Annotated in this window: 21 protein-coding genes; 16 read left to right on the top strand and 5 right to left on the bottom strand. The window is 69.1% G+C overall.

Annotated features, from left to right (window positions below):
• The first annotated feature begins 66 nt into the window (after positions 1-66).
• The 5 genes from FBY35_RS15285 to FBY35_RS15265 are packed head-to-tail and all read left to right on the top strand — an operon-like array spanning position 67 to position 4,768.
• The gene (locus FBY35_RS15285) at positions 67-672 is read left to right on the top strand and encodes a TlpA disulfide reductase family protein (RefSeq protein ID WP_142214319.1); all 606 of its coding nucleotides are present in this window, start codon (positions 67-69) and stop codon (positions 670-672) included.
• A gap of 29 nt (positions 673-701) precedes the next feature.
• On the top strand, positions 702-1,439 hold the full coding sequence (locus FBY35_RS15280; RefSeq protein ID WP_142215087.1) for a cytochrome c biogenesis CcdA family protein: 738 nt from the start codon (positions 702-704) through the stop codon (positions 1,437-1,439).
• Positions 1,440-1,444: 5 nt separating this feature from the next.
• A complete protein-coding gene (locus FBY35_RS15275) occupies positions 1,445-3,142 on the top strand; it encodes a cytochrome c biogenesis protein ResB (protein ID WP_142214318.1) in 1,698 nt (565 codons plus the stop codon).
• Positions 3,139-4,221, top strand: coding sequence for a c-type cytochrome biogenesis protein CcsB (gene ccsB / locus FBY35_RS15270; protein ID WP_142214317.1), 1,083 nt, complete (start codon positions 3,139-3,141; stop codon positions 4,219-4,221). Before FBY35_RS15275 ends, ccsB begins: the two co-directional genes overlap by 4 nt.
• Before the next feature lie 37 nt (positions 4,222-4,258).
• Positions 4,259-4,768, top strand: a complete 510-nt coding sequence (locus FBY35_RS15265) for an SRPBCC domain-containing protein (protein ID WP_142214316.1) — start codon at positions 4,259-4,261, stop codon at positions 4,766-4,768.
• On the opposite strand, the gene FBY35_RS15260 is transcribed toward FBY35_RS15265, so the two are convergent.
• The gene (locus FBY35_RS15260; RefSeq protein WP_186356941.1) at positions 4,755-5,684 is read right to left on the bottom strand and encodes an isopenicillin N synthase family oxygenase; all 930 of its coding nucleotides are present in this window, start codon (positions 5,682-5,684) and stop codon (positions 4,755-4,757) included. The genes FBY35_RS15265 and FBY35_RS15260 overlap by 14 nt on opposite strands.
• The gene (locus FBY35_RS15255) at positions 5,677-6,126 is read right to left on the bottom strand and encodes a nucleoside deaminase (protein ID WP_186356940.1); all 450 of its coding nucleotides are present in this window, start codon (positions 6,124-6,126) and stop codon (positions 5,677-5,679) included. Before FBY35_RS15255 ends, FBY35_RS15260 begins: the two co-directional genes overlap by 8 nt.
• Positions 6,127-6,234: 108 nt before the next feature.
• Here FBY35_RS15255 and FBY35_RS15250 point away from each other — a divergent pair, with 108 nt between their 5' ends.
• Complete coding sequence (locus FBY35_RS15250) at positions 6,235-7,179, top strand: DMT family transporter (RefSeq protein WP_142214313.1); 945 nt, start codon at positions 6,235-6,237, stop codon at positions 7,177-7,179.
• Here FBY35_RS15250 and FBY35_RS15245 read toward each other — a convergent pair.
• Positions 7,109-8,029, bottom strand: coding sequence for a LysR family transcriptional regulator (locus FBY35_RS15245; RefSeq protein WP_142214312.1), 921 nt, complete (start codon positions 8,027-8,029; stop codon positions 7,109-7,111). The two genes, FBY35_RS15250 and FBY35_RS15245, sit on opposite strands and share 71 nt — an antisense overlap.
• 21 nt (positions 8,030-8,050) lie before the next feature.
• A complete protein-coding gene (locus FBY35_RS15240) occupies positions 8,051-8,461 on the bottom strand; it encodes a PLD nuclease N-terminal domain-containing protein (protein ID WP_142214311.1) in 411 nt (136 codons plus the stop codon).
• 87 nt (positions 8,462-8,548) lie between these two features.
• On the opposite strand from FBY35_RS15240, the gene FBY35_RS15235 reads away from it, so the two are divergent.
• The 7 genes from FBY35_RS15235 (at position 8,549) to FBY35_RS15205 (ending at position 15,483) form a co-directional block, all read left to right on the top strand.
• Positions 8,549-10,000, top strand: a complete 1,452-nt coding sequence (locus FBY35_RS15235) for a menaquinone biosynthesis decarboxylase (RefSeq protein ID WP_142214310.1) — start codon at positions 8,549-8,551, stop codon at positions 9,998-10,000.
• The gene (gene mqnP, locus FBY35_RS15230; protein ID WP_142214309.1) at positions 9,997-10,899 is read left to right on the top strand and encodes a menaquinone biosynthesis prenyltransferase MqnP; all 903 of its coding nucleotides are present in this window, start codon (positions 9,997-9,999) and stop codon (positions 10,897-10,899) included. The genes FBY35_RS15235 and mqnP overlap by 4 nt, the downstream gene beginning before the upstream one ends.
• A 21-nt stretch (positions 10,900-10,920) precedes the next feature.
• On the top strand, positions 10,921-11,586 hold the full coding sequence (locus tag FBY35_RS15225; protein WP_142214308.1) for a UbiX family flavin prenyltransferase: 666 nt from the start codon (positions 10,921-10,923) through the stop codon (positions 11,584-11,586).
• Between the two features lie 105 nt (positions 11,587-11,691).
• A complete protein-coding gene (locus tag FBY35_RS15220) occupies positions 11,692-12,141 on the top strand; it encodes an Lrp/AsnC family transcriptional regulator (protein ID WP_142214307.1) in 450 nt (149 codons plus the stop codon).
• Positions 12,142-12,198: 57 nt separating this feature from the next.
• Positions 12,199-13,377, top strand: coding sequence for an aminofutalosine synthase MqnE (gene mqnE / locus FBY35_RS15215; protein ID WP_142214306.1), 1,179 nt, complete (start codon positions 12,199-12,201; stop codon positions 13,375-13,377).
• Positions 13,378-13,539: 162 nt separating this feature from the next.
• Positions 13,540-15,063, top strand: coding sequence for a DUF2079 domain-containing protein (locus FBY35_RS15210; RefSeq protein WP_142214305.1), 1,524 nt, complete (start codon positions 13,540-13,542; stop codon positions 15,061-15,063).
• 126 nt (positions 15,064-15,189) lie between these two features.
• Positions 15,190-15,483, top strand: coding sequence for a DUF4229 domain-containing protein (locus FBY35_RS15205; RefSeq protein ID WP_142214304.1), 294 nt, complete (start codon positions 15,190-15,192; stop codon positions 15,481-15,483).
• A gap of 17 nt (positions 15,484-15,500) precedes the next feature.
• On the opposite strand, the gene FBY35_RS15200 is transcribed toward FBY35_RS15205, so the two are convergent.
• Positions 15,501-16,625 (bottom strand): glycosyltransferase, encoded by a 1,125-nt coding sequence (locus FBY35_RS15200; RefSeq protein WP_399208258.1) that lies wholly within the window; start codon positions 16,623-16,625, stop codon positions 15,501-15,503.
• A gap of 250 nt (positions 16,626-16,875) precedes the next feature.
• Between FBY35_RS15200 and FBY35_RS15195 the strand changes: the two genes are divergently transcribed.
• From FBY35_RS15195 to FBY35_RS15185, 3 genes are all read left to right on the top strand, one after another.
• The gene (locus FBY35_RS15195; RefSeq protein ID WP_142214302.1) at positions 16,876-17,565 is read left to right on the top strand and encodes a hypothetical protein; all 690 of its coding nucleotides are present in this window, start codon (positions 16,876-16,878) and stop codon (positions 17,563-17,565) included.
• Positions 17,566-17,736: 171 nt separating this feature from the next.
• Positions 17,737-18,387 carry a TetR/AcrR family transcriptional regulator gene (locus FBY35_RS15190; RefSeq protein ID WP_260848621.1) on the top strand — a complete coding sequence of 217 codons (651 nt, stop codon included), beginning with the start codon at positions 17,737-17,739 and terminating at the stop codon, positions 18,385-18,387.
• Between the two features lie 355 nt (positions 18,388-18,742).
• Complete coding sequence (locus tag FBY35_RS15185; protein WP_142214301.1) at positions 18,743-22,729, top strand: Pls/PosA family non-ribosomal peptide synthetase; 3,987 nt, start codon at positions 18,743-18,745, stop codon at positions 22,727-22,729.
• Positions 22,730-22,763: the final 34 nt, after the last annotated feature.

Here is a 22,763-nt window from a genome sequence, read left to right as displayed (position 1 = left end):
AGGGGCTTTACGGGCACCCAGGGGGGCGCGGAATGATCCCCGGAACCGCCATGCGAAACTTTTCACATGAGCCTTAGCCGTGCCCCCCGCGCCGCCCTGCTGACCGCCGTGGTCGCTGTCGGCGCACTCACCCTGTCGGCATGCAGCGGTGACACCAACGGCAAGTCCGGCGGTGGCGGCGACACCAACTTCGTCACTGGCACCGGCGGCATCTCCACCGTCGCCAAGGGCAAGCGCGCCACGCCCCACCAGCTCGCGGGCGAGACCCTCGACGGCAAGCAGCTCGACGTCGCCGACCTCAAGGGCAAGGTCGTCGTACTGAACGTCTGGGGCTCCTGGTGCGCGCCCTGCCGCGCCGAGGCCCCGCATTTCGCCAAGGTCTCCAAGGAGACCAAGGCGAAGGGTGTGGAGTTCGTCGGGCTCAACACACGCGACCCCAACAAGGGACCGGCTCTCGCCTTCGAGAAGGATTTCGCGCTCGGCTATCCGAGCCTGTACGACCCGATGAGCAAGCTGATCGTCAATGGCTTCCCCAAGGGCAGCCTCAATCCGCAGTCGATTCCCTCCACGATCGTGCTCGACCGAGAGGGAAAGATCGCGGCGCGCTCGCTCATGGCCCTCGACAGTGACGGACTCCACAAGATCATCGATCCGCTGATCGCGGAGAAGTGATCGTGCAGGTTCTCGCCGCCTCCACGGGCATGAACGAGACGGTCTTCAGCGGTGCGCTGATGCTCGCGCTGCCGATCGCGGTCCTCGGCGGACTCGTCTCCTTCTTCTCTCCCTGTGTACTGCCGCTCGTCCCCGGTTATCTCTCGTACGTCACGGGAGTCAGCGGCACCGATCTCGCCGATGCCAAGCGCGGCCGGATGGTCGCGGGAGCCTCCCTCTTCGTCCTCGGCTTCACCGCCGTCTTCGTGTCCGGCGGCGCGCTCTTCGGCTACTTCGGCGCGACCCTGCAGGGCGAGAGGGAGACGCTCTCCAAGGTTCTCGGCGTGCTGATGATCCTGCTGGGCGTGTTCTTCATGGGGCTGATGCCCTGGCTCACCCAGCGCGAATTCCGTATCCACAAGCGCCCGGTGACCGGGCTCGTCGGCGCCCCGCTGCTCGGCGCGCTCTTCGGGGTCGGCTGGACGCCGTGCATCGGTCCGACCCTCGCGTCCGTGAACGCCCTTGCCGCCGAGCAGGCGAGCGCGGGCCGGGGGGCCATACTGACCGTCGCGTACTGCATCGGTCTCGGGGTGCCCTTCGTCCTCGCGGCGGTGGCGTTCCGCAAGGCGCTCGGCGCGTTCGGCTGGGTCAAGCGCCATTACGCCTGGGTGATGCGGATCGGCGGCATCATGATGATCGCGACCGGTCTGCTGCTGCTGACCGGCGTCTGGGACAGCCTGGTGCAGGACATGCAGGGCTGGGCCAACGGCTTCACGGTGGGGATCTGAGTTCCATGAGCAAGACGGAGACCGAAGAGCAGCGGGACGGCGGCGACGCCACGGAAGGCAAGGACCTCGGCGCGGCCGGTGCCCAGCTGTCCACCGCTCCCCGCGAGGAGCTCATCGGCGGGCCCTCCCTCTCGGTCGTCGGCTGGGCCCGCTGGTTCTGGCGGCAGCTGACGTCCATGCGGGTCGCGCTGATCCTTCTCTTCCTGCTCTCGCTCGGCGCGATCCCGGGCTCGCTGATCCCGCAGAACAGCGTGGACGAGCTGAAGGTGCAGACCTTCAAGCAAGCCCACAAGACGGTCTCGCCGGTCTACCAGAAGCTGCAGTTCTTCGACGTCTACAGCTCCGTGTGGTTCTCGGCGATCTACATCCTGCTGTTCGTCTCGCTCATCGGCTGCATCGTGCCGCGCTCCTGGCAGTTCGTCGGGCAGCTCCGCGGCCGGCCGCCGGGCGCGCCCGGACGGCTGACCAGGCTGCCCGCGTACACGACCTGGCGCACGCGGGCCGAGCCCGAGCAGGTGCGTGAGGCCGCGCTCGCGATACTGAAGAAGCGCCGCTTCCGTGCCCACACCGTCGGTGACGCGGTCGCCGCGGAGAAGGGCTATCTGCGCGAGGCCGGCAACCTGATCTTCCATATCGCGCTGATCGTGATGCTGGTGGCCTTCGCCGCGGGCCAGCTCTTCAAGTCCGAGGGCGGCAAGCTGATCGTCGAGGGCGACGGTTTCTCCAACACGCTCACCCAGTACGACGACTTCAAGTCCGGCTCGCTGTTCAGCACGGACGACCTCGTGCCGTTCACCTTCAAGCTGGACAGCTTCACGGGTGCGTACGAGAAGACCGGGCCGCAGCGCGGCACACCGCGCACCTACGAGGCCGGCGTCACGTACTCCAAGGGCGGCGGCCCGGACAAGAAGTCCGTGATCCGCGTCAACGAGCCCCTGGTGGTCGACGGCACCAAGGTCTATCTCAACGGGCACGGGTACGCCCCCGTCGTCACCGTCCGGGACGGCCGGGGCAAGGTCGTCTTCAACGGCGCCGTCCCGCTGCTGCCGATCGACAACAACGTCACCTCGACCGGTGCGATCAAGGTGATGGACGGCTACCGCGACAAGAACGGCAAGAAGGACCAGCTGGGCTTCCAGGCCTTCTTCGTGCCGACGTTCGGCGGCGCCGGCAAGGGCACGATGTTCTCGCAGTTCCCGGGTCTCGAGTTCCCGGTGATCGCGCTGACCGCCTACCACGGAAGCCTGGGCGTGGACGCGGGCCTGCCGCAGAACGTGTACCAGCTCGACACCTCCAAGCTGACCCAGTTCAAGGACGCCAAGGGCGAGATCCTCAAGGCGCGGCTGCTGCCCGGCGAGAAGATGACGCTCCCCGGCGGCGCCGGCTCCATCACCTTCGAGAAGGAAGTGAGGGAGTGGGCGACCTTCCAGATCTCGCGGCAGCCTGCCTCGGGCTGGGCGCTGACCGGTGCCGTCGCGGCCATCGTGGGCCTCGTCGGCTCGCTGTTCATCCAGCGCCGCCGGGTCTGGGTGCGGGCCGTGACCGGTGAGGACGGCATCACCGTCGTCGAAATGGCGGGACTCGGCCGCAGTGAGTCCCCGAAGCTTCCCGAAGAGCTGGGCGATCTGGCCCTGACCCTCAACGCCGAGGCGCCGACGGCGCCCGATTCCTCAGACGTACCTGCCGAAGGGGCTGAGAAGTGACTCTCGCCGCCGCAACCAACGAGAATTTCGCGCACATCAGCAATGTGCTGGTCTATTCGTCGATGGCCGTCTACACGCTGGCCTTTTTCGCGCACATCGCGGAATGGGTCTTCGGCAGCCGAAGCAAGGTCGGCCGCACGGCCGCCGCGCTCACCGGCGCAGGGTCCGCCGCCGCCCCTTCGGTCACGGTCCGGGTCAAGCAGGCCGGGGGCACCGCCGTACTGGACACGCCCAAGGTCATCACCCGCTCCGCGACCGGCACCCGCGACGTCCCGGACGGTCCCGGCGCGGCCGGCGGCACCGAGAGGGGTGACCTGTACGGACGGATCGCCGTCTCGCTGACGGTCCTGGCCTTCCTCATCGAGGCGGGTGGCGTCGTCGCGCGCGCGATGTCGGTGCAGCGGGCCCCCTGGGGCAACATGTACGAGTTCTCCCTCACCTTCTCCACGGTGGCGGTCGGCGCGTACCTCGGCTTCCTGCTGGCGAGGAAGAACGTCCGCTGGATGGGCCTGCTGCTGGTCACCACGGTCCTCCTCGACCTCGGCATCGCCACCACCTGGCTCTACACCGACAGCGACCAGCTGGTCCCGGCCCTGCACTCGTACTGGCTGTGGATCCATGTCTCCACCGCGATCCTCTGCGGCGCGGTCTTCTACCTGGGCGCGGTCGGCACGCTGCTCTACCTGTTCCGCGACAGCTACGAGAACAAGCTGGCCCGCGGCGTGAGGCCCGGCTCCTTCGCCGCCTCGGTCCTGGAACGCCTGCCCTCGGCCGCCTCGCTCGACAAGTTCTCCTACCGCGTCAACGCCGCGGTCTTCCCGCTGTGGACCTTCACGATCATCGCGGGCGCGATCTGGGCGGGCGACGCCTGGGGCCGCTACTGGGGCTGGGACCCCAAGGAGGTCTGGTCCTTCATCACGTGGGTCGCGTACGCCTGCTACCTGCACGCACGCGCCACCGCCGGCTGGAAGGGCCGCAAGGCGGCCACCCTGGCACTCATCGCCTTCGGCTGCTGGCTCTTCAACTACTACGGCGTGAACATCTTCGTCACGGGCAAGCACTCCTACGCCGGGGTCTGAGGTAGCGGCCCGGCCGCCCGGGCGTGAGGCTGGTGCCATGGGAGCGATCCGCCACGGCACCAGCGAGACCCGGGACGGCAGCATTCAGCTGCTGCACTTCGGGCTCCGGCTGCCGCATCCGGTGGTGCGGGTCTGGGCCGCCGTTGCCACGCCTGAGGGGCTGCCCACCTGGCTCGCCGCCGCGGAAGTACTCGAACCGAGGATCGGCGGGGCCGTCAGGCTGAGACGGCTCACCACCGAGGACGCGCCGGTGGCCGTGGGCAGCGTCACCGCCTGGGACATGGAGCGGGTCGTCGAGTACACCTTGGACCCTTTTCACGGCCGGATCCGCTTTCATCTGGAGGCGGGGGGCGAGAGCGTCACCGTGCTCCGGTTCACCCATGAGTTCCGGGGTACGGACGAGCACCGTCTCGACCGTCTGGCCGACTGGCACCAGCACTTCGAGCTGCTCGCGGACGCCCTGGACGGGCGGCCGGTGACGGACTGGTCGACCTGGACACCAGAGCGTCGGCAGGAGTTGCGCGAGGAATACGTCAGCCGGCCGTGATCGCGTCGAGCTGAGACCGCAGATAGGTGTGCGAGTCGATGCCCAGGACGTCCGTGCCCGGGTCGCACTCGTAGAAGTAGACCAGCGAGATCAGCTCCTCCGCGGGCGCGTCCGCGGGCGGCGGCAGGACCCGGTGGCGGCCCGAGCGCCAGCGGTCGCCCGTCCAGCGGGCCATCAGATCGCCGATGTTGACGGTGAATGCCTCGGGGTCGTACGGCGCGTCCTCCCACCCGCCCTCGTCGGTGAAGACCTGGAGCCCGCCCCTGCCGACCTGCCGGTCCAGGACCGTGACCGTGCCGAAGTCGGTGTGCGGGCCGATGCGGAACTGGCCCGGCTGCGGATCCCCGAGCCGGTCCCGGCCCGGGTACCAGTTGATGTTGAAGCCCCAGGTGGGGTGCCCGGTGTGCTGGGTGAAAAAGGTCCCCGGCTCGCCCAGCGCGACGCCGAGGAGTTCCAGGAGCCGGTCCGACAGTTCCCGCATCTGCGCGACATACGTCTCGACCAGGTCCTTGAGCCGGGGCACCTCGTCCGGCCAGGTGTTGGGCAGGAACCACTCGGCGTCCACCGCCGGGGCGCCGGTCGGCTCGTCCGCCGCGAAGGACAGCGACTCCTTCAGATCCGGGGGAGTCTCGGTGCCTTCCGCATAGGCATTGGCCTCCGCGCCCGGGCCCAGCCAGCCGCGTCCGCCGACCCGCACGGCGTACTGCTCCTTCGCAGCCTCGGGCAGCCGGAAGAACTCCCCCGCCGCCCCCCGGATCCGTGCGCGCAGTCCCGGATCGACTCCATGGCCCGTGACCAGGAGGAATCCGGCGCTCCGCAGGGCCTTGTCGACCCGTGCCGCGACGGCGGCGCGGGCGGCCGGGTTCCCAGAGGACCAGGGGCGCAGGTCGATGGTGGGAATCCTGGGTTCAGTCACCGATGTCCTCACTCCACAGGTCGGGATGGTCCTTGATGAAGTCCTCCATCAGGGTCCTGCACTCGGCGTCGTCCAGCAGCACGATCTCCACGCCACCTTCCGCCAGCCAGTCGTGCCCGCCGTGGAAGGTCGCCGCCTCGCCGATCACCACCCGGGAGATCCCGAACTGCCGGACCAGGCCGCTGCAGTACCAGCAGGGCGAGAGCGTCGTCACCATGGTCGTGCCCCGGTACGAGCGCTGCCGCCCGGCAGCCCGGAAGGCCGCCGTTTCCGCGTGCATCGACGGATCGCCGTCCTGCACCCGCCGGTTGTGGCCGCGCCCCAGCAGGCTCCCGTCCGGGCCGTACAGCGCGGCCCCGATCGGGATCCCGCCTTCCGAGAGGCCGGTCCTGGCCTCCTCGACGGCTGTCCGCAGCCATGCCGTGTACTGCGCGTACTCCATGACGCTCACCTTCCGAAGCTACGTCATCGGCGGCGCCGATCGGCCCATCGGCAGGACGCCCCACTGGCTGGTGGAACGGGTCCGGCCCCCACTCGTAGCGTCGTGGTCATGAACACAGAGAGCAAGGGCACCCTGCAACTGACCGCGGCCATGGTCCTGTCCGGCACCCTCGGAATCTTCGTCGTCGAGTCCGGCGCCTCCGCCTTCAACGTCGTCTTCTTTCGCGTACTGTTCGGCGCGCTCGCCCTTGGGGGCTACGCACTGGCCCGCGGCTACTTCCGTGACCACGGCCTCACCCCGAAGAAGCTCGGACTGGCCGCGCTCGGTGGGCTGTTCATCGTCTTCAACTGGGTGTTGCTCTTCGAGTCGTACGAGAACACGTCGATCTCCGTGGCGACCGTCGTCTACCACACGCAGCCCTTCTACGTGGTGCTGCTGGGCGCCCTGCTCTTCCGTGAGCGCCTCACCGCGGCGAAGGCCGGCTGGATCGTCCTCGCCTTCGCGGGGCTGATCCTCGTCTCCGGTGTCACGCCGGGCGACTTCACGGGCGGCGACAGCACCTATCTGCTCGGCATCGGCCAGGCGCTCGCCGCCGCGCTCCTCTACGGCCTGTCGACCCTCGTCACCAAGCGCATCACGGGGGTACGCCCGCACCTGATAGCACTCGTCCAGGTCCTCGTCGGCATCCCGCTGCTGCTGCCCCTCGCCGACTTCGGCGCCATGAGCGGGACCGGCGCCGACTGGGGCTGGCTGATCGGCCTCGGTCTCATCCACACCGGCCTGATGTACGTCCTGATGTACGCCGCGTACCAGCAGCTGCCCACCGCGAAGATCGCCGTGCTCGCCTTCACCTACCCGGCCGTCGCGATGGTCGCCGACTGGGCGGTGTACGGGCACCACATCGGCCTCGTCCAGGCGCTCGGCGTCCCGCTGATCGTGCTCGCCAGCCTGAAGGTCAGCCTCGCCAAGCCGGCCCGCACGGTTACCGGTTCGGCTCCTCGGACCGGCCGGCCGACTCCTGCTCCCGTACCAGCCGCATCGTCTCGTCGATGAACAGCCGCACATGGCGCGGCAGCCGCTTCCCCTCCCGCCATGCCACCTGCGTGTAGAGCTGGAACGGCGGCTCCCACGGCAGCGCGAGGAGCGTCCCCGACGCCAGCTCCTCGCGCACCGCCATGCGTGGCAGCAGCGCGACCCCGAGGCCGCCGGCCACACCCCGCTTGGTCGCCTCGATCGTGCCGAACTCCATGAAGGGCGGGGGAGCGCCGTTGCGTTCGCGTAGCTCCTTTTCGAAGAGGTCGCGGTACGGGCAGCCCGGCTCCGTACCCACCAGCTGGATGTCCGCGAGATCGATGGTCGCGAGCCCGGTCGCGTCGGCGAGCGGGTGGTTCGGCGCGCAGACGAGGACGAGTGGTTCGGCGGTGAGCACCTCGCTCTCCAGGCCCGCGTGCTCGGTCTCCCGTTCCATCAGAAAGCCGATGTCGTACACGCCCTGGCGCAGCGCCTGGCGGGTCTCGTCCCCCAGCGTCGGGCGCAGCGACAGCCTCACCCGAGGATAGCGGTGGTGGAACAGTTCGAGCAGGGCGGGCAGCCGGTAGGAGGTCAGCGACTCCATGGTGCCGACGTTGATCGCCCCGGCGGGTTCGTCGGCGCCGGCGACGGCGTCCCTGGCCTCCTCGGATAGCTCGATGATCCGGCGGGCGTAGGGCAGCAGCCGCTCGCCCGCCTCGGTGAGCCGGATACGGCTGCCGAGCCGGTCGAAGAGCTCCGTGCCCAAAGAGGTCTCCAGCGAGCGGATCTGGCTGGTGACGCTGGACTGGGCGTAGCTCAGTTCGGCCGCCGCCTGAGTGAAGCTGAGGACAGTGGCGACCTTCTCGAAGGTGACCAGCAGGCGCAGTTCCATGTCAGGGCTCGCAGTTCCACATCAGGGCTGCTGGGGATCGTCGCCGTTCTCACGGCGCTTGAGCTCCTCCTCGCGGCGGCGCAGGTCCGCCTCCCAGTCCTTGAGGAGCGCCTCGTCCTTCGCATCTTCTGAAGGCACAGCCTCGTCCTTGAGGGACTTCAGGAACTCCGGGTTGTCGTCCGGCGCCACAAACTCGGTGCGGCGGTTGCGGTGCCATTCGGACGGTGTGCTGCCGTCGGCGGACACCCCGCGTCCCTTGCCCGCGACGAGCCACGCGATCGGGCCTATCAGGACCTCGCCGAAGAGCAGCACGATGATGACCCAGACCACCTTGGGGAGGTGCTTGACCTCCTGCTCGGGGGTGTTGAGGCAGTCGATGAAGGCGTAGATCCACAGCGCCAGAACCAGTAGGAAGGGCAGATACCGGAGCATGTGGCGCGTTCCCCCAGGGAGCGGTGGCGGGGCTGCCTACGGCCCCGGTGACGGGTCCAGGGTAGTGCGTGCCGGATACTGGACCGCATGGCTTACGACGATCTTCGCTCCCTGCTCCGGGCGCTGGAGCGCGAGGGTGACCTCAAGCGCATCAAGGCCGAGGTCGACCCGTATCTGGAGGTCGGGGAGATCGTCGACCGGGTGAACAAGGCGGGCGGCCCGGCGCTCCTCTTCGAGAACGTCCGCGGGTCGGCGATGCCGCTCGCGATGAACGTCTTCGGAACCGACCGCCGGCTGCTCAAGGCCCTCGGCCTGAAGTCCTATTCCGAGATCAGCGACAAGATCGGCGGGCTGCTCAAGCCCGAGCTGCCGCACGGCTTCGTCGGGGTCCGTGAGGCGTTCGGCAAGCTCGGCACGATGGTGCACGTACCGCCGAAGAAGGTGAAGGACGCGCCGGTGCAGGAGGTGGTCCTGCGCGGTGACGACGTCGACCTGGACGAACTGCCCGCACTGTTCACCTGGCCCAAGGACGGCGGCTCCTTCTTCAACCTGGGTCTGACGCACACCAAGCACCCGGAGACGGGCGTGCGCAACCTCGGTCTGTACCGCCTTCAGCGGCACGACCGGAACACCATCGGCATGCACTGGCAGATCCACAAGGACAGCCGCAATCACTACCAGGTGGCGGCCAAGCGCGGTGAACGACTGCCCGTCGCGATCGCCTTCGGCTGCCCGCCCGCGGTGACGTACGCGTCGACCGCGCCGCTGCCCGGTGACATCGACGAGTACCTCTTCGCGGGCTTCGTGGCGGGCAGGCGGACCGAGATGGTCGACTGCAAGACGGTGCCGCTCCAGGTCCCGGCGAACGCCGAAGTGGTCCTGGAAGGCTGGCTGGAGCCGGGCGAGATGCTCCCGGAGGGTCCCTTCGGCGACCACACGGGTTTCTACACACCGCAGGAACCCTTCCCGGCGCTGACCATCGACTGTGTGACCATGCGCCGGCGGCCTCTGCTCCAGTCGATCGTGGTGGGCCGCCCGCCTACGGAGGACGGTCCGCTCGGCCGCGCCACGGAGCGCTTCTTCCTGCCCCTGCTCAAGATCATCGTGCCGGACATCGTGGACTACCACCTGCCCGAGTCGGGCGGCTTCCACAACTGCGCGATCGTCTCGATCGACAAGAAGTACCCGAAGCACGCGCAGAAGGTCATGCACGCGATCTGGGGCGCGCACATGATGTCCCTGACCAAGCTGATCGTCGTGGTCGACGCCGACTGCGACGTGCACGATCTGCACGAGGTCTCCTGGCGCGCGCTCGGCAACACCGACTACGCCCGCGATCTGACCGTCGTGGAAGGCCCGGTCGACCATCTCGACCATGCCTCGTACCAGCAGTTCTGGGGCGGCAAGGCGGGCATCGACGCGACGAAGAAGCTCCCCGAGGAGGGGTACGTCCGGGACGGCGGCTGGCCCGACATGGTCGAGTCCGACCCGGAGACGGCGGCGAAGGTCGACCGCCGGTGGAAGGAGTACGGCCTGTGAGCAGCGCTGCCGCAGCAGTCCCGCAACCCGGCAGGACCAAGGCGTTTCTGCGGCTCGTCATGATCGAGCACTCGGTCTTCGCGCTGCCCTTCGCGTACATCGCCTCGCTGACCGCGATGTTCCAGCTCGACAGGAACATCCACTGGGGGCGGCTGCTGCTGGTCACCCTCGCCATGGTCGGGCTGCGGACCTTCGCGATGGCCTGCAACCGGATCATCGACCGCGAGATCGACGCCCGCAATCCGCGCACCGAGAACCGTGAACTGGTGACCGGCGCCGTGTCGGTGCGGTCCGCCTGGACCGGCGCTCTGATCGCCGTCGTCGTCTTCCTGGGAGCGGCGGCCGCGCTCAATCCGCTGTGCCTCGCCCTCGCGCCGATCGCCGTGATCCCGATGGTGGTCTATCCGTACGGCAAGAGGTTCACGAACTTCCCGCATGCCATCCTCGGCCTCGCCCAGGCCATGGGCCCGGTCGGCGCGTGGATCGCCATCACCGGCGCGTGGTCCTGGGACGCGGTGATCCTCGGTCTCGCCGTCGGCGTCTGGATCGGAGGCTTCGACCTGATCTTCGCCTGCCAGGACGTCCAGGCGGACCGCGCGCACGGCGTGATGTCGGTCCCGGCCCGCTTCGGCGTCCCGGCCGCGCTGTACGGGGCCCGGGCCGCGCATGTCGTGACGACCGTCCTCCTGGTCTGGTACGCGCTGGTCACGCAGGCGGGCGGCTTCTTCTGGACGGGCCTGCTGATCGTCGGCGCCGCGTTCCTCTACGAGCACACCATCGTGAAGCCGCACGACCTGTCCCGCCTCGACCGCGCCTTCTTCACCGTCAACGGCTTCATCGGCATGGCCCTCTTCGGCTGCGCACTGCTGGATCTGCTGGTGCGCGGCCTCACCGTGTGACCGGCGGATAGGCTCAGCAGCATGAAAGAGGCCAAGCGCACCCCCTGGTTGGTGGGTGTCTCCGGCGCGTCCGGGACGCCGTACGCCGCCGCCGTGCTGCGCGGTCTGCTCGCCGCGGGCGAGAGCGTGGACCTGGTGGTCAGCCGAGCCTCACGGCTGACGCTGCTCGACGAGACGGGGATCGCTTTCCGGGACGCGCACTGGCGTGACGATCTGCGGGAGTGGCTGGCGCGCGGGGCGGACGGAAAGCCGGGCACCTTCCGGGTGGACGTCGACGGCGTACGGCACTGGGCGGCCGGGGATCTGGCCGCCGGGCCTTCGTCCGGTTCGTATCCCGTGAAGGGCATGCTCATCGTCCCGGCGTCCACGGCGTGCGTGGCCGGAGTGGCGCTCGGGCTCTCGAAGGATCTGCTGCAGCGGGCCGCGAGCGTGACGCTCAAGGAGCGGCGGAAGCTGGTGGTCGCGGTGCGCGAGACCCCGCTGAACGGGCAGACCCTCAAGCATCTGGTGACACTGGACGAGGCGGGTGCGGTGGTGCTCCCGGCCTCCCCGGCGTTCTACGCGGGGGCGACGCACATCCAGGATCTGGTGGACTTCGTGGCGGGACGGGTGCTGGACGCGGCGGGGGTGCCGCATCGGCTGTACCGCCGCTGGGAGGGGGAGCTGGGTGGCCCTCGTGCGGATTAGCCTGGATTTCTTGTTGATGTTTAATTCGTAGGAATTTTGCCCTGCGTGCCTTAGATTCTTATGGTAGACTTGCGGTATCGCTGAATAATGGAAGGGTCCAGGCATATGGACGCGGTGGACAGGCAGCTCATCCAGGCCCTCAGGGAGAACGGCAGAGCTTCGTACGCGGAGCTGGGCCGGCTCGTCGGGCTCTCGGGGCCCTCCGTCACCGATCGCATCAACCGCCTCGAGGCGGCGGGCGTCATCACCGGCTATCGCGCCACCGTCGACGCCAGGTCGCTGGGCCTCGGCGTCACGGCTCTCATCGGCCTCTCGCTCTCGGACGCGGCCGACCACGAGGACGTGGCACGCCGGCTGAAGGACCTGGCGGAGATCGAGGACCTCTGGTTCATCGCGGGCGACGACTCGTACATGCTCAAGGTGCGGGCGAACGACGTGGACGGTCTGGAGAAGACGATCCGCCGGCTCTCCGGTACGAGGGGTGTGTCGCGTACGCGGACGACCATCGTGCTCTCCACGAAGTGGGAGAACCGGGTCGGAGATCTGCCGGAGTAGTCGGGGGCGTACCTTGGGTGGGGCCTGTTGACGAATACGTATAGGAGGCGGCCGTACATGGCTGCATCTATTAAAGACGTGGGGCTCAAGCGCGAGCTGGAGGAGAAGGTCCGTTCCGGGGAGCGGCTGACCCGCGAGGACGGCATCGCCCTCTACGAGTCGGACGACCTGGCATGGCTCGGCGGCCTCGCGCACGAGGTGCGGACGCGCAAGAACGGTGACGTCGTCCACTTCAACGTCAACCGGCACCTCAACATGACCAACGTGTGCACGGCGTCGTGCGCGTACTGCTCCTTCCAGCGCAAGCCGGGCGAGAAGGACGCGTACACCATGCGCATCGAGGAGGCCGTCCGCCTCGCCAAGTCGATGGAGGCGGAGAACCTCACCGAACTGCACATCGTCAACGGGCTCCACCCCAACCTGCCGTGGCGCTACTACCCGCGGTCGCTCAGCGAGCTGAAGAAGGCCCTCCCGAACGTCTCGCTGAAGGCATTCACGGCCACTGAGATCCACCACTTCGAGACGATCTCCGGACTGTCCGCCTCCGAGATCCTCGACGAGCTGATCGAGGCCGGTCTGGAGTCGCTGACCGGCGGCGGCGCCGAGATCTTCGACTGGGAGGTCCGCCAGCACATCGTCGACCACCGCACGCACTGGGAGGACTGGTCGCGCATCCACCGGCTCGCGCACCAGAAGGGTCTCAAGACCCCCTGCACGATGCTGTACGGCCACATCGAGGAGCCCAGGCACCGGGTCGACCACGTACTGCGTCTGCGTGAACTCCAGGACGAGACCGGCGGCTTCCAGGTCTTCATCCCCCTGCGCTACCAGCACGACTTCGTGGACATGCAGGACGGCAAGGTCCGCAACCGCCTTCAGGCGCGTACCACCATGGCGACCGGCGCCGAGGCACTGAAGACCTTCGCGGTCTCGCGGCTGCTGTTCGACAACGTCCAGCACGTGAAGGTCTTCTGGGTGATGCACGGTGTGCAGACCGCTCAGCTGGCGCTGCAGCACGGCGCGGACGACATGGACGGCTCGGTCGTCGAGTACAAGATCACGCACGACGCGGACAACTACGGCACGCCCAACAAGCTGACGCGTGACGACCTGCTCGACCTGATCCGCGACGCGGGTTTCCGCCCGGTGGAGCGGAACACGCGGTACGAGGTCATCCGGGAGTACCCGGGGCCCGACGCGGACCGCCGCGAGTCGCCGCAGCCGATGCGGCTCTGACACAGGACCGAGGAGCACCCCCGGCGCGTACGTTTCCGAATACGCCCGGGGGCACGGCCATTCGGGGGATTTCGACCACACAGCAGTTTGCTCAGACTCAAGTCTTCCTGGTTGCTGGCATCTTGATGGCCACTCAGCCTCAGGTTTTTGGAAGGCATGGTCATGCACGCATCCCCCACCAGCGGCACCACCCTCCCACCGCAGCATTCGGAATTCGACAGACAATCGCCTGCGGAGACGGTTCAGACAGGTCGCCCCGGCGTCGCACGGTGGATGTGGGTCCTGGCGGGAGCTCTGTTTCTCCTTTATGCGGCGCTGTCCCTGCGCATCCATCAGCGGATGCTCTCCAACAGCTACGACCTGGGAATCTTCGAGCAGGTCGTCCAGTCCTACGCACACGGGCACCTGCCCGTCTCCGAACTGAAGGGTCCGGACTTTCCCGTCCTGGGGGACCACTTCTCACCCATCCTGGCCCTGGTGGCACCGCTCTACTGGATGTGGCCGTCGCCGAACGCCCTGCTCGTGGCACAGGCGGTGCTGGTCGCCGCGAGCGTTCTGCCGCTGACCGTCTGGGCCAACCGGACTCTGGGCTCCCTGGCCGCCGCGGTCATCGGCGTCGCCTACGGCCTTTCCTGGGGTGTCGCGAGCGCGGTCGGCTTCGACTTCCATGAAGTGGCCTTCGCCGTCCCTCTTCTCTCCCTTTCACTGACGGCTCTCGCGAACGACCGGCTGCGCGCGGCGGCCCTCTGGGCTCTTCCCCTGCTGCTGGTGAAGGAAGACCTCGGGCTCACGGTGGCCGTGATCGGTCTCCTCATCGCCCGGCGCGGCGACCGAAGGCTCGGGATCATGACCGCGTCGGCCGGCGCGGCCGGGGTCGTACTGGCGCTGCTGGTGGTTCTGCCGGCTGTCAATCCGAGTGGGTCCTTCGCCTATTGGTTCTACCTGGACAGCCCGGGAGGAAGTGAAGGCGGACCGGGAGACCTGCTGTACAAGTACACGGTCGGTCTCTTCACCCCCCAGCCCAAGATGTCGACCCTTGTGCTCGTACTGGCACCGACCCTGTTCCTGGCTGTGCGATCCCCGCTGCTGTGGATCGCGCTGCCGACTCTGATCTGGCGCGGCGCCTCCAGCAACACGGTTCACTGGGACACCGGGTTCCACTATTCGCTGGTGCTGATGCCGATCGTCTTCGCGGCCTTCGTCGACGCTCTGGTCCGACGCCGCTCCAGCGCGAGCAGTCTGCGCCGCTATCTCGCGGGCTCCGTGGCGATCACCGTCCTGCTGCTGCCGCAGTTTCCGCTGTGGCAGCTGGTCCAGCCGGCCACATGGCGGACCGATCCCCGCATCGCTGTCGCCCACCGTTTGATGGACCGGATCCCTCAGGGCGCCACGGTCCAGGCGTCCAGCCATCTGGTGCCCCAGCTCACCAGCCGCACGAGGGTCAGCCTGTTCGGCTGGTACTCCAGCCGCCCCTTTCCTCAGTGGATCATGGTGGACACCCGGGTGCCCCAGGATCGGCGATGGCCTCTGACGGTCGCAGAGGAGAAATTCAAACTGGACAGCGCCCGCCGCAAGGGATACCGCACCGTGGCTGCCCGGGACGGCTTCGTACTGCTCAAGAGCACGGACGGACCCAAGGCCTCGGGGAGCTGGACCGAATTGAACGGCCTTCCGAATCATGAATAGGCGATACGGGCCGCAGGGGGAGAGGACCGCGACGGCATCATGATGCCGCTCCCGCTGAATTGATCCCATAGCGGACGTGCTTCACTGGACGGGCAGCACCTGTCGTACGAAGAAAGAAGGCCTGCCGTGTCCGCCAAGTCGAGCGCCGCGATCCGGTACACCACCCTGCGCCTGGCCATCTTCATCGGCTGCTTTGTCGTCGTGGGCGGCCTGGTCCAGGTCGGCGCCCTGCCCAAGGGGCTCGGCGACTCGAACTTCGTCTGGGTCGTCCTGCTCGCGCTCGTGCTGTCCGCGCCGCTGAGCTTCGTACTGCTGCGCAAGCAGCGCGACGCCATGTCCGAGCAGATCGCCGGCACGGTCGACAGGACCAAGGCCCGTCTTGAAGCCAACCGGTCGCAGGAGGACGGCGCCGTTCAGTAGGCGCCGCTCAAGTGCCGTCACACGCGCCGGCGGGAGCCTCGCGCCCGGGCGGGTCGCTGGCGTCCCACCGCTGCTCCCGGCCCCAGGCGCCGCTCGGAGAATCCCCGGTTCGTGACGGTCTGCTCCCGATGGCGCTCGGGCAGGTCGGACATCGACAGCAGACGGTCGCAGGCCTGGAGCGAGCCGGCCACGTCGCCCACCCAGTAGGCCGAGATCGAGTACTCGAACAGCAGTCCCCAGCGGTACACCCACGGCTGGATGAACAGGATGTCGTCGGGCTGCTTCCTGCCGAGCACGGCACGGACGATCGCGTGCGCCGAGTGATGGCGGCCCTGTCTGCGCAGCCGTGAGGCCAGTTCGTAACACGCTTCGAGCCGTTGCGGGCGCGACTCCCAGGCACGGGAGAGGGCGTCCATACCCGACGGCCAGTCGCCGGAATCCGCCCGGAGGATCCCGGACTGCAGGAGCGAGTAGTACACCTCCTCGCCCCAGCCCCCCATCTCGGCGCGGCGCTCGTACAGGGTGATCGCCTCGGCGGTCTCGCCCATGTCGCGCATGGTCTGGGCGAGATAGAAGACCGTACGTGTGTTGGCGGGGTCGCGCTCGAGTTCGGCACTCAACAGGCGCGCGTCCCGCTCGAACTTGTCGTGCCGCGAGCCGCCGTCGGCGTAGTCCTCGATGACGAGTGCGTCGAGATTCTGCTGAGTGACCTCGCTGTCGGCCGTGAGGTATTCGTGGGTGACACCCTCATATCGCCACGGGATGTCTCCCCGGACCAGGCGCTTGATGCGGTACTCCAACGCCCCTTCGTGCCGCAGCATGTACGAATCGGCGGTCAGCCTGGGAAGTCGGCCCTTCTGCCGGACCACGTGGTCGGCGTCGAGGAGAAGCAGATAGTCGGCCTTGCCCAGGGCGTGCCTGATGTTCTGGCTCCGGTTGTGGCCGAAGTCGACCCAGGGCTCCTCGTGAAGTTCGCCGGGAATGCCGTCCAGTGCCGTACGGATCAGCTTCTGGGTTCCGTCGGTCGAGCCGGTGTCGGAGATCACCCAGGTGTCCACCAGGTCACGCACGGAGGCGAGGCATCGCTCGATGACGTTCGCCTCGTTCTTGACGATCATGCACAGGCACACGGACGGCTTCACGGCATCACCACTTCCGGCGGGTCGGTCCGGCCGCGACCTTAGGCACCCCGTCCGGCGGCGCGCTGACGGCACGCCGACGGCCATGCCGTTCCCTTCTGCGTACGCCCCCATTGGTGTGTATCTCGTACGCCATTGCGTTGATAGCTCCGCGAGGTACTCAAGGGCATTGCGTCCGCGAACCGATGATTCCGAAGGAGGCTCGAACTGGCTTCCAGAGTCTCACTCGAACTGGTTCAAGAAGGAGCACTGTATGAGTCCTGAGAACAGGACCAAGTCCACTCTGGGTCCGCTTCCGAAGCGGCGTGCTTGGATGATCGGCAGCTCGTTCGCGTCCCTCGCCCTCGTGGTTGCGGGGCTCGCAACTCCCGCGATCGCCCTGCAGAGTGCCACCCCGAGCTCAGGTTCAGTCGTCGCCGGCCCGTCGGGCGTGGACTGTGATGACATCACGTCGAAGGTCATGTCGCAGATGGGTGGTGGCGGCGGCAACCACGACCACTGCGGGTTCACCGGGCCCACGGGACCGACCGGCCCCCGCGGTGAGACTGGCCCGTGCAACGACATCGACAGCTACAACCCCCTCGTGGTCACTCCAGTCGTCACCACCCACCAAATCAGCGCCGCGCTCTTCGACCCGGACGGCGAGGGCCCGCTCGAGGTCGAGGCATTCGCGGGCATCCGGACCGTCCCCGGCGGCACCTACACCTGGACGGACATCAGCAACAACGAGGACTTCCCGGACGACGCCTGCTCCATCTCGGTGTCCAGCAACGGGCTGGCGGCCGGGTTGCCGACCACCACCTCGGTCCAGGTGCTGACCAGGTACGGGGTCGTGTGGGAGACCTCGTGCACCCAGGACTTCCTGGTGCCTACGGACCCGGTGGGGACGCTCCCGGCCCTTACGTGCGCCGAAGGCTGGACTCAGGTAGTGGACCAGCCCTAGCGCTCCAGCGCTCGACTCGGATTCGCTTCTGGTCGGGTTGCGTCCTGACCCGGCCCGGATCGTGGCGCGGCCCCTCTTCCATGGAAGGGGGGCCGTTCCGCGTGCCTGGGCTCCTCCCGGGGGTCGTAGGCTTGCCGCGGAGTTGGGGTGTGGGGCGGGAGGATGTTTGACATGGGTGCTGTGAAGGGCGCGAAGGCCACACGCATGCCGCGTGCCGTCCGAGAGCGGCAGATGATGGACGCGGCCGTGCAGACCTTCGGACAGCGCGGCTACCGCGCGGCCTCCATGGATGAGATCGCGGAACTCGCCGGGGTCTCCAAGCCCCTGGTCTATCTGTACCTGAACTCCAAGGAAGAGCTCTTCACTGCATGCATCAGGCGTGAGGCGGAGGCGCTGGTCGCCGCCGTGCAGGCGGCCGTCGAGCCGGGGCTCGCGGCCGACCGGCAACTCTGGACCGGGCTCGCGGCGTTCTTCACGCACACCGCCGACAATCCGTACGGCTGGGCGGTGCTGCACCGTCAGGCGCGTACGCACGGGGAGCCTTTCGCCGCCGAGGTGGCGGTGATGCGGGAAGCCATCGTGGCGGTGGTGACCGGACTGATCGGCGCCGCGGCCCGTGAGGCGCACCGGGATCACGAGCTCGCGGACCGGGATGTCGCCGGGTTCGCTCAGGCGCTGGTGGGCGCGGCCGAATCGCTCGCCGGGTGGGCGAACGAATCGGAGGACGTCTCGGCGAAGGAAGCGGCCGGGACGCTGATGAACTTCGCCTGGATGGGGCTGGAGAATCTCATGCACGGGGAGAGCTGGCCGCACACCCGCTGAATCGTGCTCTCTCACCGTGAACACGCGGTGACTGGGGAGTGCCTTTGGCCACACACGGGCGTCCGTGACCGGACTGGACATCCGCCGACGGTGCTATGGCAGCACCCGCAGTGAGCAGGAGCTATGCCCTCGCGGCGGCTCCAGGGCGGGCACGTGGGGTCGGGTCGCCTCGTGCCCGTACATCAGGCGAGTCGGGTGAACAAGGGATAAACTCCTCGTTTGCCGTGCGCGGAATGGGGATTCGCAGCGCACTCGACACGACCTACGGAGAGTGAGAGATGCGTACGAACCTGTGTGACATCCACCGGATCGGTCCTGCACTGAGCGTCCTGTCGGCCGGCGATCGGTGCGCTGCATGACCGTGGCCCCGGAGTCGCCGGCTCTTCTCGATCCGCTGCTCGACGATGCGCCCCCGCCCGCGCTGTTCACCGCCGGCGCCGCCGCCAGTGAGCGCACCCTCCTCGACATTCTCGACGAGAGCGCACGCCGTCACCCGGATGCACTCGCCGTCGACGACGGTGAAGCGCCCCTCAGCTACCGCACCCTCCTCGACGAGGTCGATGCGCTGCGAGCCCGCCTGTGCGAGGCCGGAATAGGCATCGGCGACCGCGTCGGTGTACGCGTTCCGTCCGGCACCGCCGACCTGTACGTCTCGATCCTCGCCGTCCTCGCGGCCGGCGCGGCCTATGTCCCGGTCGACGCCGAGGACCCCGACGAGCGGGCAGAGCTCGTCTTCACCGAGGCCGCCGTGAGCGCCGTCATCGGCACGGGCCGGGAGATCACGCCGCTCGGGGCCTGCGGCGGCGACACCGGCCGCCGGCCGGGGCCCGACGACGACGCGTGGATCATCTTCACCTCCGGCTCCACCGGCAAGCCCAAGGGCGTCGCCGTCACCCACCGCAACGCCGCCGCGTTCGTCGACGCCGAGGCCCGCCTCTTCCTGGCCCAGGAGCCGCTCGCCCCCGGCGACCGTGTGCTCGCGGGGCTCTCCGTCGCCTTCGACGCCTCCTGCGAGGAGATGTGGCTCGCCTGGCGGCACGGCGCCTGCCTCGTTTCCTCCCCCCGCTCCCTCGTACGCACCGGCCTCGACCTCGGCCCCTGGCTGGTCGAGCAGCGCATCACCGTCGTGTCGACGGTGCCCACTCTCGCGGCGCTCTGGCCCGCCGAGGCGCTCGACGACGTACGTCTGCTGATCTTCGGCGGCGAGGCCTGCCCGCTCGAGCTGGCCGAGCGGATGGCTGTCCCGGGCCGTGAGGTCTGGAACACCTACGGCCCGACCGAGGCCACCGTCGTCGCCTGCGCGGCACCGCTGACCGGCGAGGGGCCGGTACGGATCGGGCTGCCGCTCGACGGCTGGGAGCTCGCCGTCGTGGACGCCCGCGGCGAGGTCGTGCCCCTGGGCGAGAGTGGCGAACTGGTCATCGGCGGCGTGGGCCTCGCCCGCTACCTGGATGCCAAGAAGGACGCAGAGAAGTACGCCCCCCTGCCCGCCCTCGGATGGGACCGCGCCTACCGCAGCGGCGACCTGGTCAAGGCGGAGGCGGAGGGCCTGCTGTTCATGGGCCGCGCGGACGAGCAGATCAAGCTCGGCGGGCGCCGTATCGAACTCGGCGAGATCGACGCGGCGCTGCAGTCGCTCCCCGGCGTCCGGGGCGCGGCGGCGGCGGTCCGGACGACCGGCGCGGGGCATCAGCTACTGGTGGGATACGTGGTCCCGAGCGGGCCGGCGGAGGACGCCGCCCCTGACGCGGTCGACGTGGCCGGTGACGCCCTGCCTCTCGACACCGTGCCTCGCGACAGCGGGCCCCTCGACGCCCTGCCCCTCGACACCGTGGCCTTCGACCCCGCCGACGCCATTGCACGGCTCCGCAAGGAGCTGCCCGCCGCGCTCGTGCCGCTGGTCGCCGTCGTGGACACCCTTCCCACCCGGACCTCGGGCAAGGTCGACAGGGCCGCACTGCCCTGGCCGCTGCCCGCCGTCGAGAGCCCGGACACGGAAGCGGCCGAGTTCACCGAGACCGAGGCCTGGCTGGCCGAGCAGTGGACCGAGCTGCTCGGAGCGCCGGTGAGCGGGCCCGACGCCGACTTCTTCGCGAGCGGGGGCGGCAGTCTCGCCGCCGCCCAGCTCGTGTCGCGGATCCGGGAGCGGTTCGCCGCCGGCTCGGTCGGCGACATCTACCAGAACCCGACCCTCGGCGCGCTCGCCCGGACGCTGGAGGCATCCTCCGCGGGCGCGGCCGAAGCCCGTGACATCCAGCCGGTGCCGCGCCGCACCGCAGTCGCGCAGACACTGCTCATGCTGCCGCTGTTCGCGGTGGCCGGGCTGCGCTGGGGCGTGGTCGCCGCCGCGGTGAGCGATCTGATCGGCGGGCCCTGGGCCCCGACCGTTTCCTGGTGGTGGGTGGCGCTCGGCTGGCTGCTCTTCGTCAGCCCGGCAGGCCGGATCGTGATCGCCGCGGGCGGTGCCCGGCTGCTGCTGCGGGGCCTGCGCCCGGGTACGTATCCGCGCGGCGGCAGTGTCCACCTGCGCCTTTGGACCGCGGAACGGCTCGCCGAGATGAGCGGCGCGACCGGCCTCGCGGGAACCTGGCTCACCTACTACGCACGCGCTCTCGGCGTCCGGATCGGCGAGGACGTCGATCTGCACGCCCTTCCGCCGGTGACCGGCATGCTGCGGCTCGGCAAGGGCGCCGCGGTCGAGCCCGAGGTCGATCTGTCCGGCCACTGGCTCGACGGCGACCGGCTGCACATCGGCCCCGTCCGGATCGGCGCGGGAGCCACGGTCGGCGCCCGCAGCACGCTCTTCCCCGGCGCACGCATCGGCAAGCGGGCCGAGATCGCGCCCGGGTCGGGCGTGACCGGCGCGGTCCCCGCGGGCGAGCGCTGGTCGGGCGTACCCGCCTCCCGCAAGGGCAAGGCCAACCGCGGTCTCCCCGACGGCCGCCCGCCCCGCAGGCGCCGCTGGATCGGGCTCTACTCGCTGACCTCGCTGCTGCTCGGGCTGCTGCCCGCGATCGCGGCGCTTCCCGGCCTGCTCGTCATCGGCCTGTTCGCGCGGGGCAGCGCGGACCTCGGGCAGGCGCTGACCGCGGCACTGATCGCCGTCCCGCTCGCGACCGTAGTCGCCATGGCCACGTATGCACTGATCGTCCTGGCCGGTGTGCGGCTGCTCAGCATCGGCCTGCGCGAGGGCCATCACCCTGTCCACGGCAGGGTCGCCTGGCAGGCGTGGGCGACGGAACGGCTGATGGACATGGCCAGGGTGCATCTCTTCCCGCTGTACGCGAGCCTGTTCACGCCCGTGTGGCTGCGGGCGCTGGGTATGAAGGTGGGCCGCCGCGTCGAGGCGTCGACCGTGCTGGCGCTGCCCGCGATGACGACGGTCGGTGACGGGGCGTTCCTCGCCGACGACACGATGGTCGCCTCGTACGAACTGGGCGGCGGCTGGCTGCGGATCGCCGAGGCGCGGATCGGCAAGAAGGCCTTCCTCGGCAACTCCGGGATGACGGCCGCCGGCCGCTCCGTGCCCAAGCGGGGCCTGGTCGGCGTGCTGTCGTCGACCCCGAAGCGCGCCAAGGCGGGCAGTTCCTGGCTCGGCATGCCGCCGATGAAGCTGCCCCGGGCGGCGGAAGTGGGCGACCAGAGCCGTACGTTCGACCCGCCGAAGCGGCTGATGTGGGCGCGCGCGGCCGTCGAGCTCTGCCGGATCGTGCCGGTCATGTGCGGCGCGGCGCTGGCCGTACTCGCGCTGGCGGCCTTCGTGCTGCTGGCCTCCCGCGTCGGCGTCGGCCTCGCGGTGCTGTCCACCGGCGGGCTGCTGCTCGCCGGCGGCCTGGTGGCCTGCCTGGTCGCCATCGCGGCGAAGTGGCTGCTGGTGGGCCGTTTCAAGGCGGTCGAGCACCCGCTGTGGTCCTGGTTCGTATGGCGCAACGAGCTCGCGGACACCTTTGTCGAGGTGCTCGCGGTGCCGTGGCTGGTCGGCGCGACCGGCGGCACGCCGCTGATGAATCTGTGGCTGCGTCTCCTCGGCGCCCGCGTCGGCCGGGGCGCCTGGTGCGAGACGTACTGGCTGCCGGAGGCCGACCTGGTCACCGTCGGCGGCGGTGCCAGTGTGAATCGTGGCTGTGTTGTTCAGACGCACCTCTTCCATGACCGGATCATGCGTATGGACAATGTCGTCCTCGGAGCCGGCGCGACGCTGGGTCCGCACGGCATCGTGCTGCCCGGCGCGGTCGTCGGCGACCGCGCCGCGGTCGGTCCGGCGTCGCTGGTGATGCGTGGGGAGCGGGTGCCCGCGGGCACCCGCTGGCTGGGCAATCCGATCGAGGCCTGGAAGCCGTAGCCCGGACTCGGGCACACGCACACGCACGACAGCA

This window comes from Streptomyces sp. SLBN-118 (assembly GCF_006715635.1).
In the GTDB taxonomy this organism is placed as follows: domain Bacteria; phylum Actinomycetota; class Actinomycetes; order Streptomycetales; family Streptomycetaceae; genus Streptomyces.
Note: the sequence above shows the minus strand (reverse complement) of the source record. Positions and strands in the feature narration are given on the sequence as shown.

Coding starts and splice junctions, on each gene's coding strand:
- FBY35_RS15285 (WP_142214319.1), top strand. CDS start 67: ATGAGCCTTAGCCGTGCCCCCCGCGCCGCCCTGCTGACCGCCGTGGTC.
- FBY35_RS15280 (WP_142215087.1), top strand. CDS start 702: ATGAACGAGACGGTCTTCAGCGGTGCGCTGATGCTCGCGCTGCCGATC.
- FBY35_RS15275 (WP_142214318.1), top strand. CDS start 1,445: ATGAGCAAGACGGAGACCGAAGAGCAGCGGGACGGCGGCGACGCCACG.
- FBY35_RS15265 (WP_142214316.1), top strand. CDS start 4,259: ATGGGAGCGATCCGCCACGGCACCAGCGAGACCCGGGACGGCAGCATT.
- FBY35_RS15255 (WP_186356940.1), bottom strand. CDS start 6,126: ATGGAGTACGCGCAGTACACGGCATGGCTGCGGACAGCCGTCGAGGAG.
- FBY35_RS15250 (WP_142214313.1), top strand. CDS start 6,235: ATGAACACAGAGAGCAAGGGCACCCTGCAACTGACCGCGGCCATGGTC.
- FBY35_RS15245 (WP_142214312.1), bottom strand. CDS start 8,029: ATGGAACTGCGCCTGCTGGTCACCTTCGAGAAGGTCGCCACTGTCCTC.
- FBY35_RS15240 (WP_142214311.1), bottom strand. CDS start 8,461: ATGCTCCGGTATCTGCCCTTCCTACTGGTTCTGGCGCTGTGGATCTAC.
- FBY35_RS15235 (WP_142214310.1), top strand. CDS start 8,549: ATGGCTTACGACGATCTTCGCTCCCTGCTCCGGGCGCTGGAGCGCGAG.
- FBY35_RS15225 (WP_142214308.1), top strand. CDS start 10,921: ATGAAAGAGGCCAAGCGCACCCCCTGGTTGGTGGGTGTCTCCGGCGCG.
- FBY35_RS15220 (WP_142214307.1), top strand. CDS start 11,692: ATGGACGCGGTGGACAGGCAGCTCATCCAGGCCCTCAGGGAGAACGGC.
- mqnE (WP_142214306.1), top strand. CDS start 12,199: ATGGCTGCATCTATTAAAGACGTGGGGCTCAAGCGCGAGCTGGAGGAG.
- FBY35_RS15210 (WP_142214305.1), top strand. CDS start 13,540: ATGCACGCATCCCCCACCAGCGGCACCACCCTCCCACCGCAGCATTCG.
- FBY35_RS15195 (WP_142214302.1), top strand. CDS start 16,876: ATGAGTCCTGAGAACAGGACCAAGTCCACTCTGGGTCCGCTTCCGAAG.
- FBY35_RS15190 (WP_260848621.1), top strand. CDS start 17,737: ATGGGTGCTGTGAAGGGCGCGAAGGCCACACGCATGCCGCGTGCCGTC.
- FBY35_RS15185 (WP_142214301.1), top strand. CDS start 18,743: ATGACCGTGGCCCCGGAGTCGCCGGCTCTTCTCGATCCGCTGCTCGAC.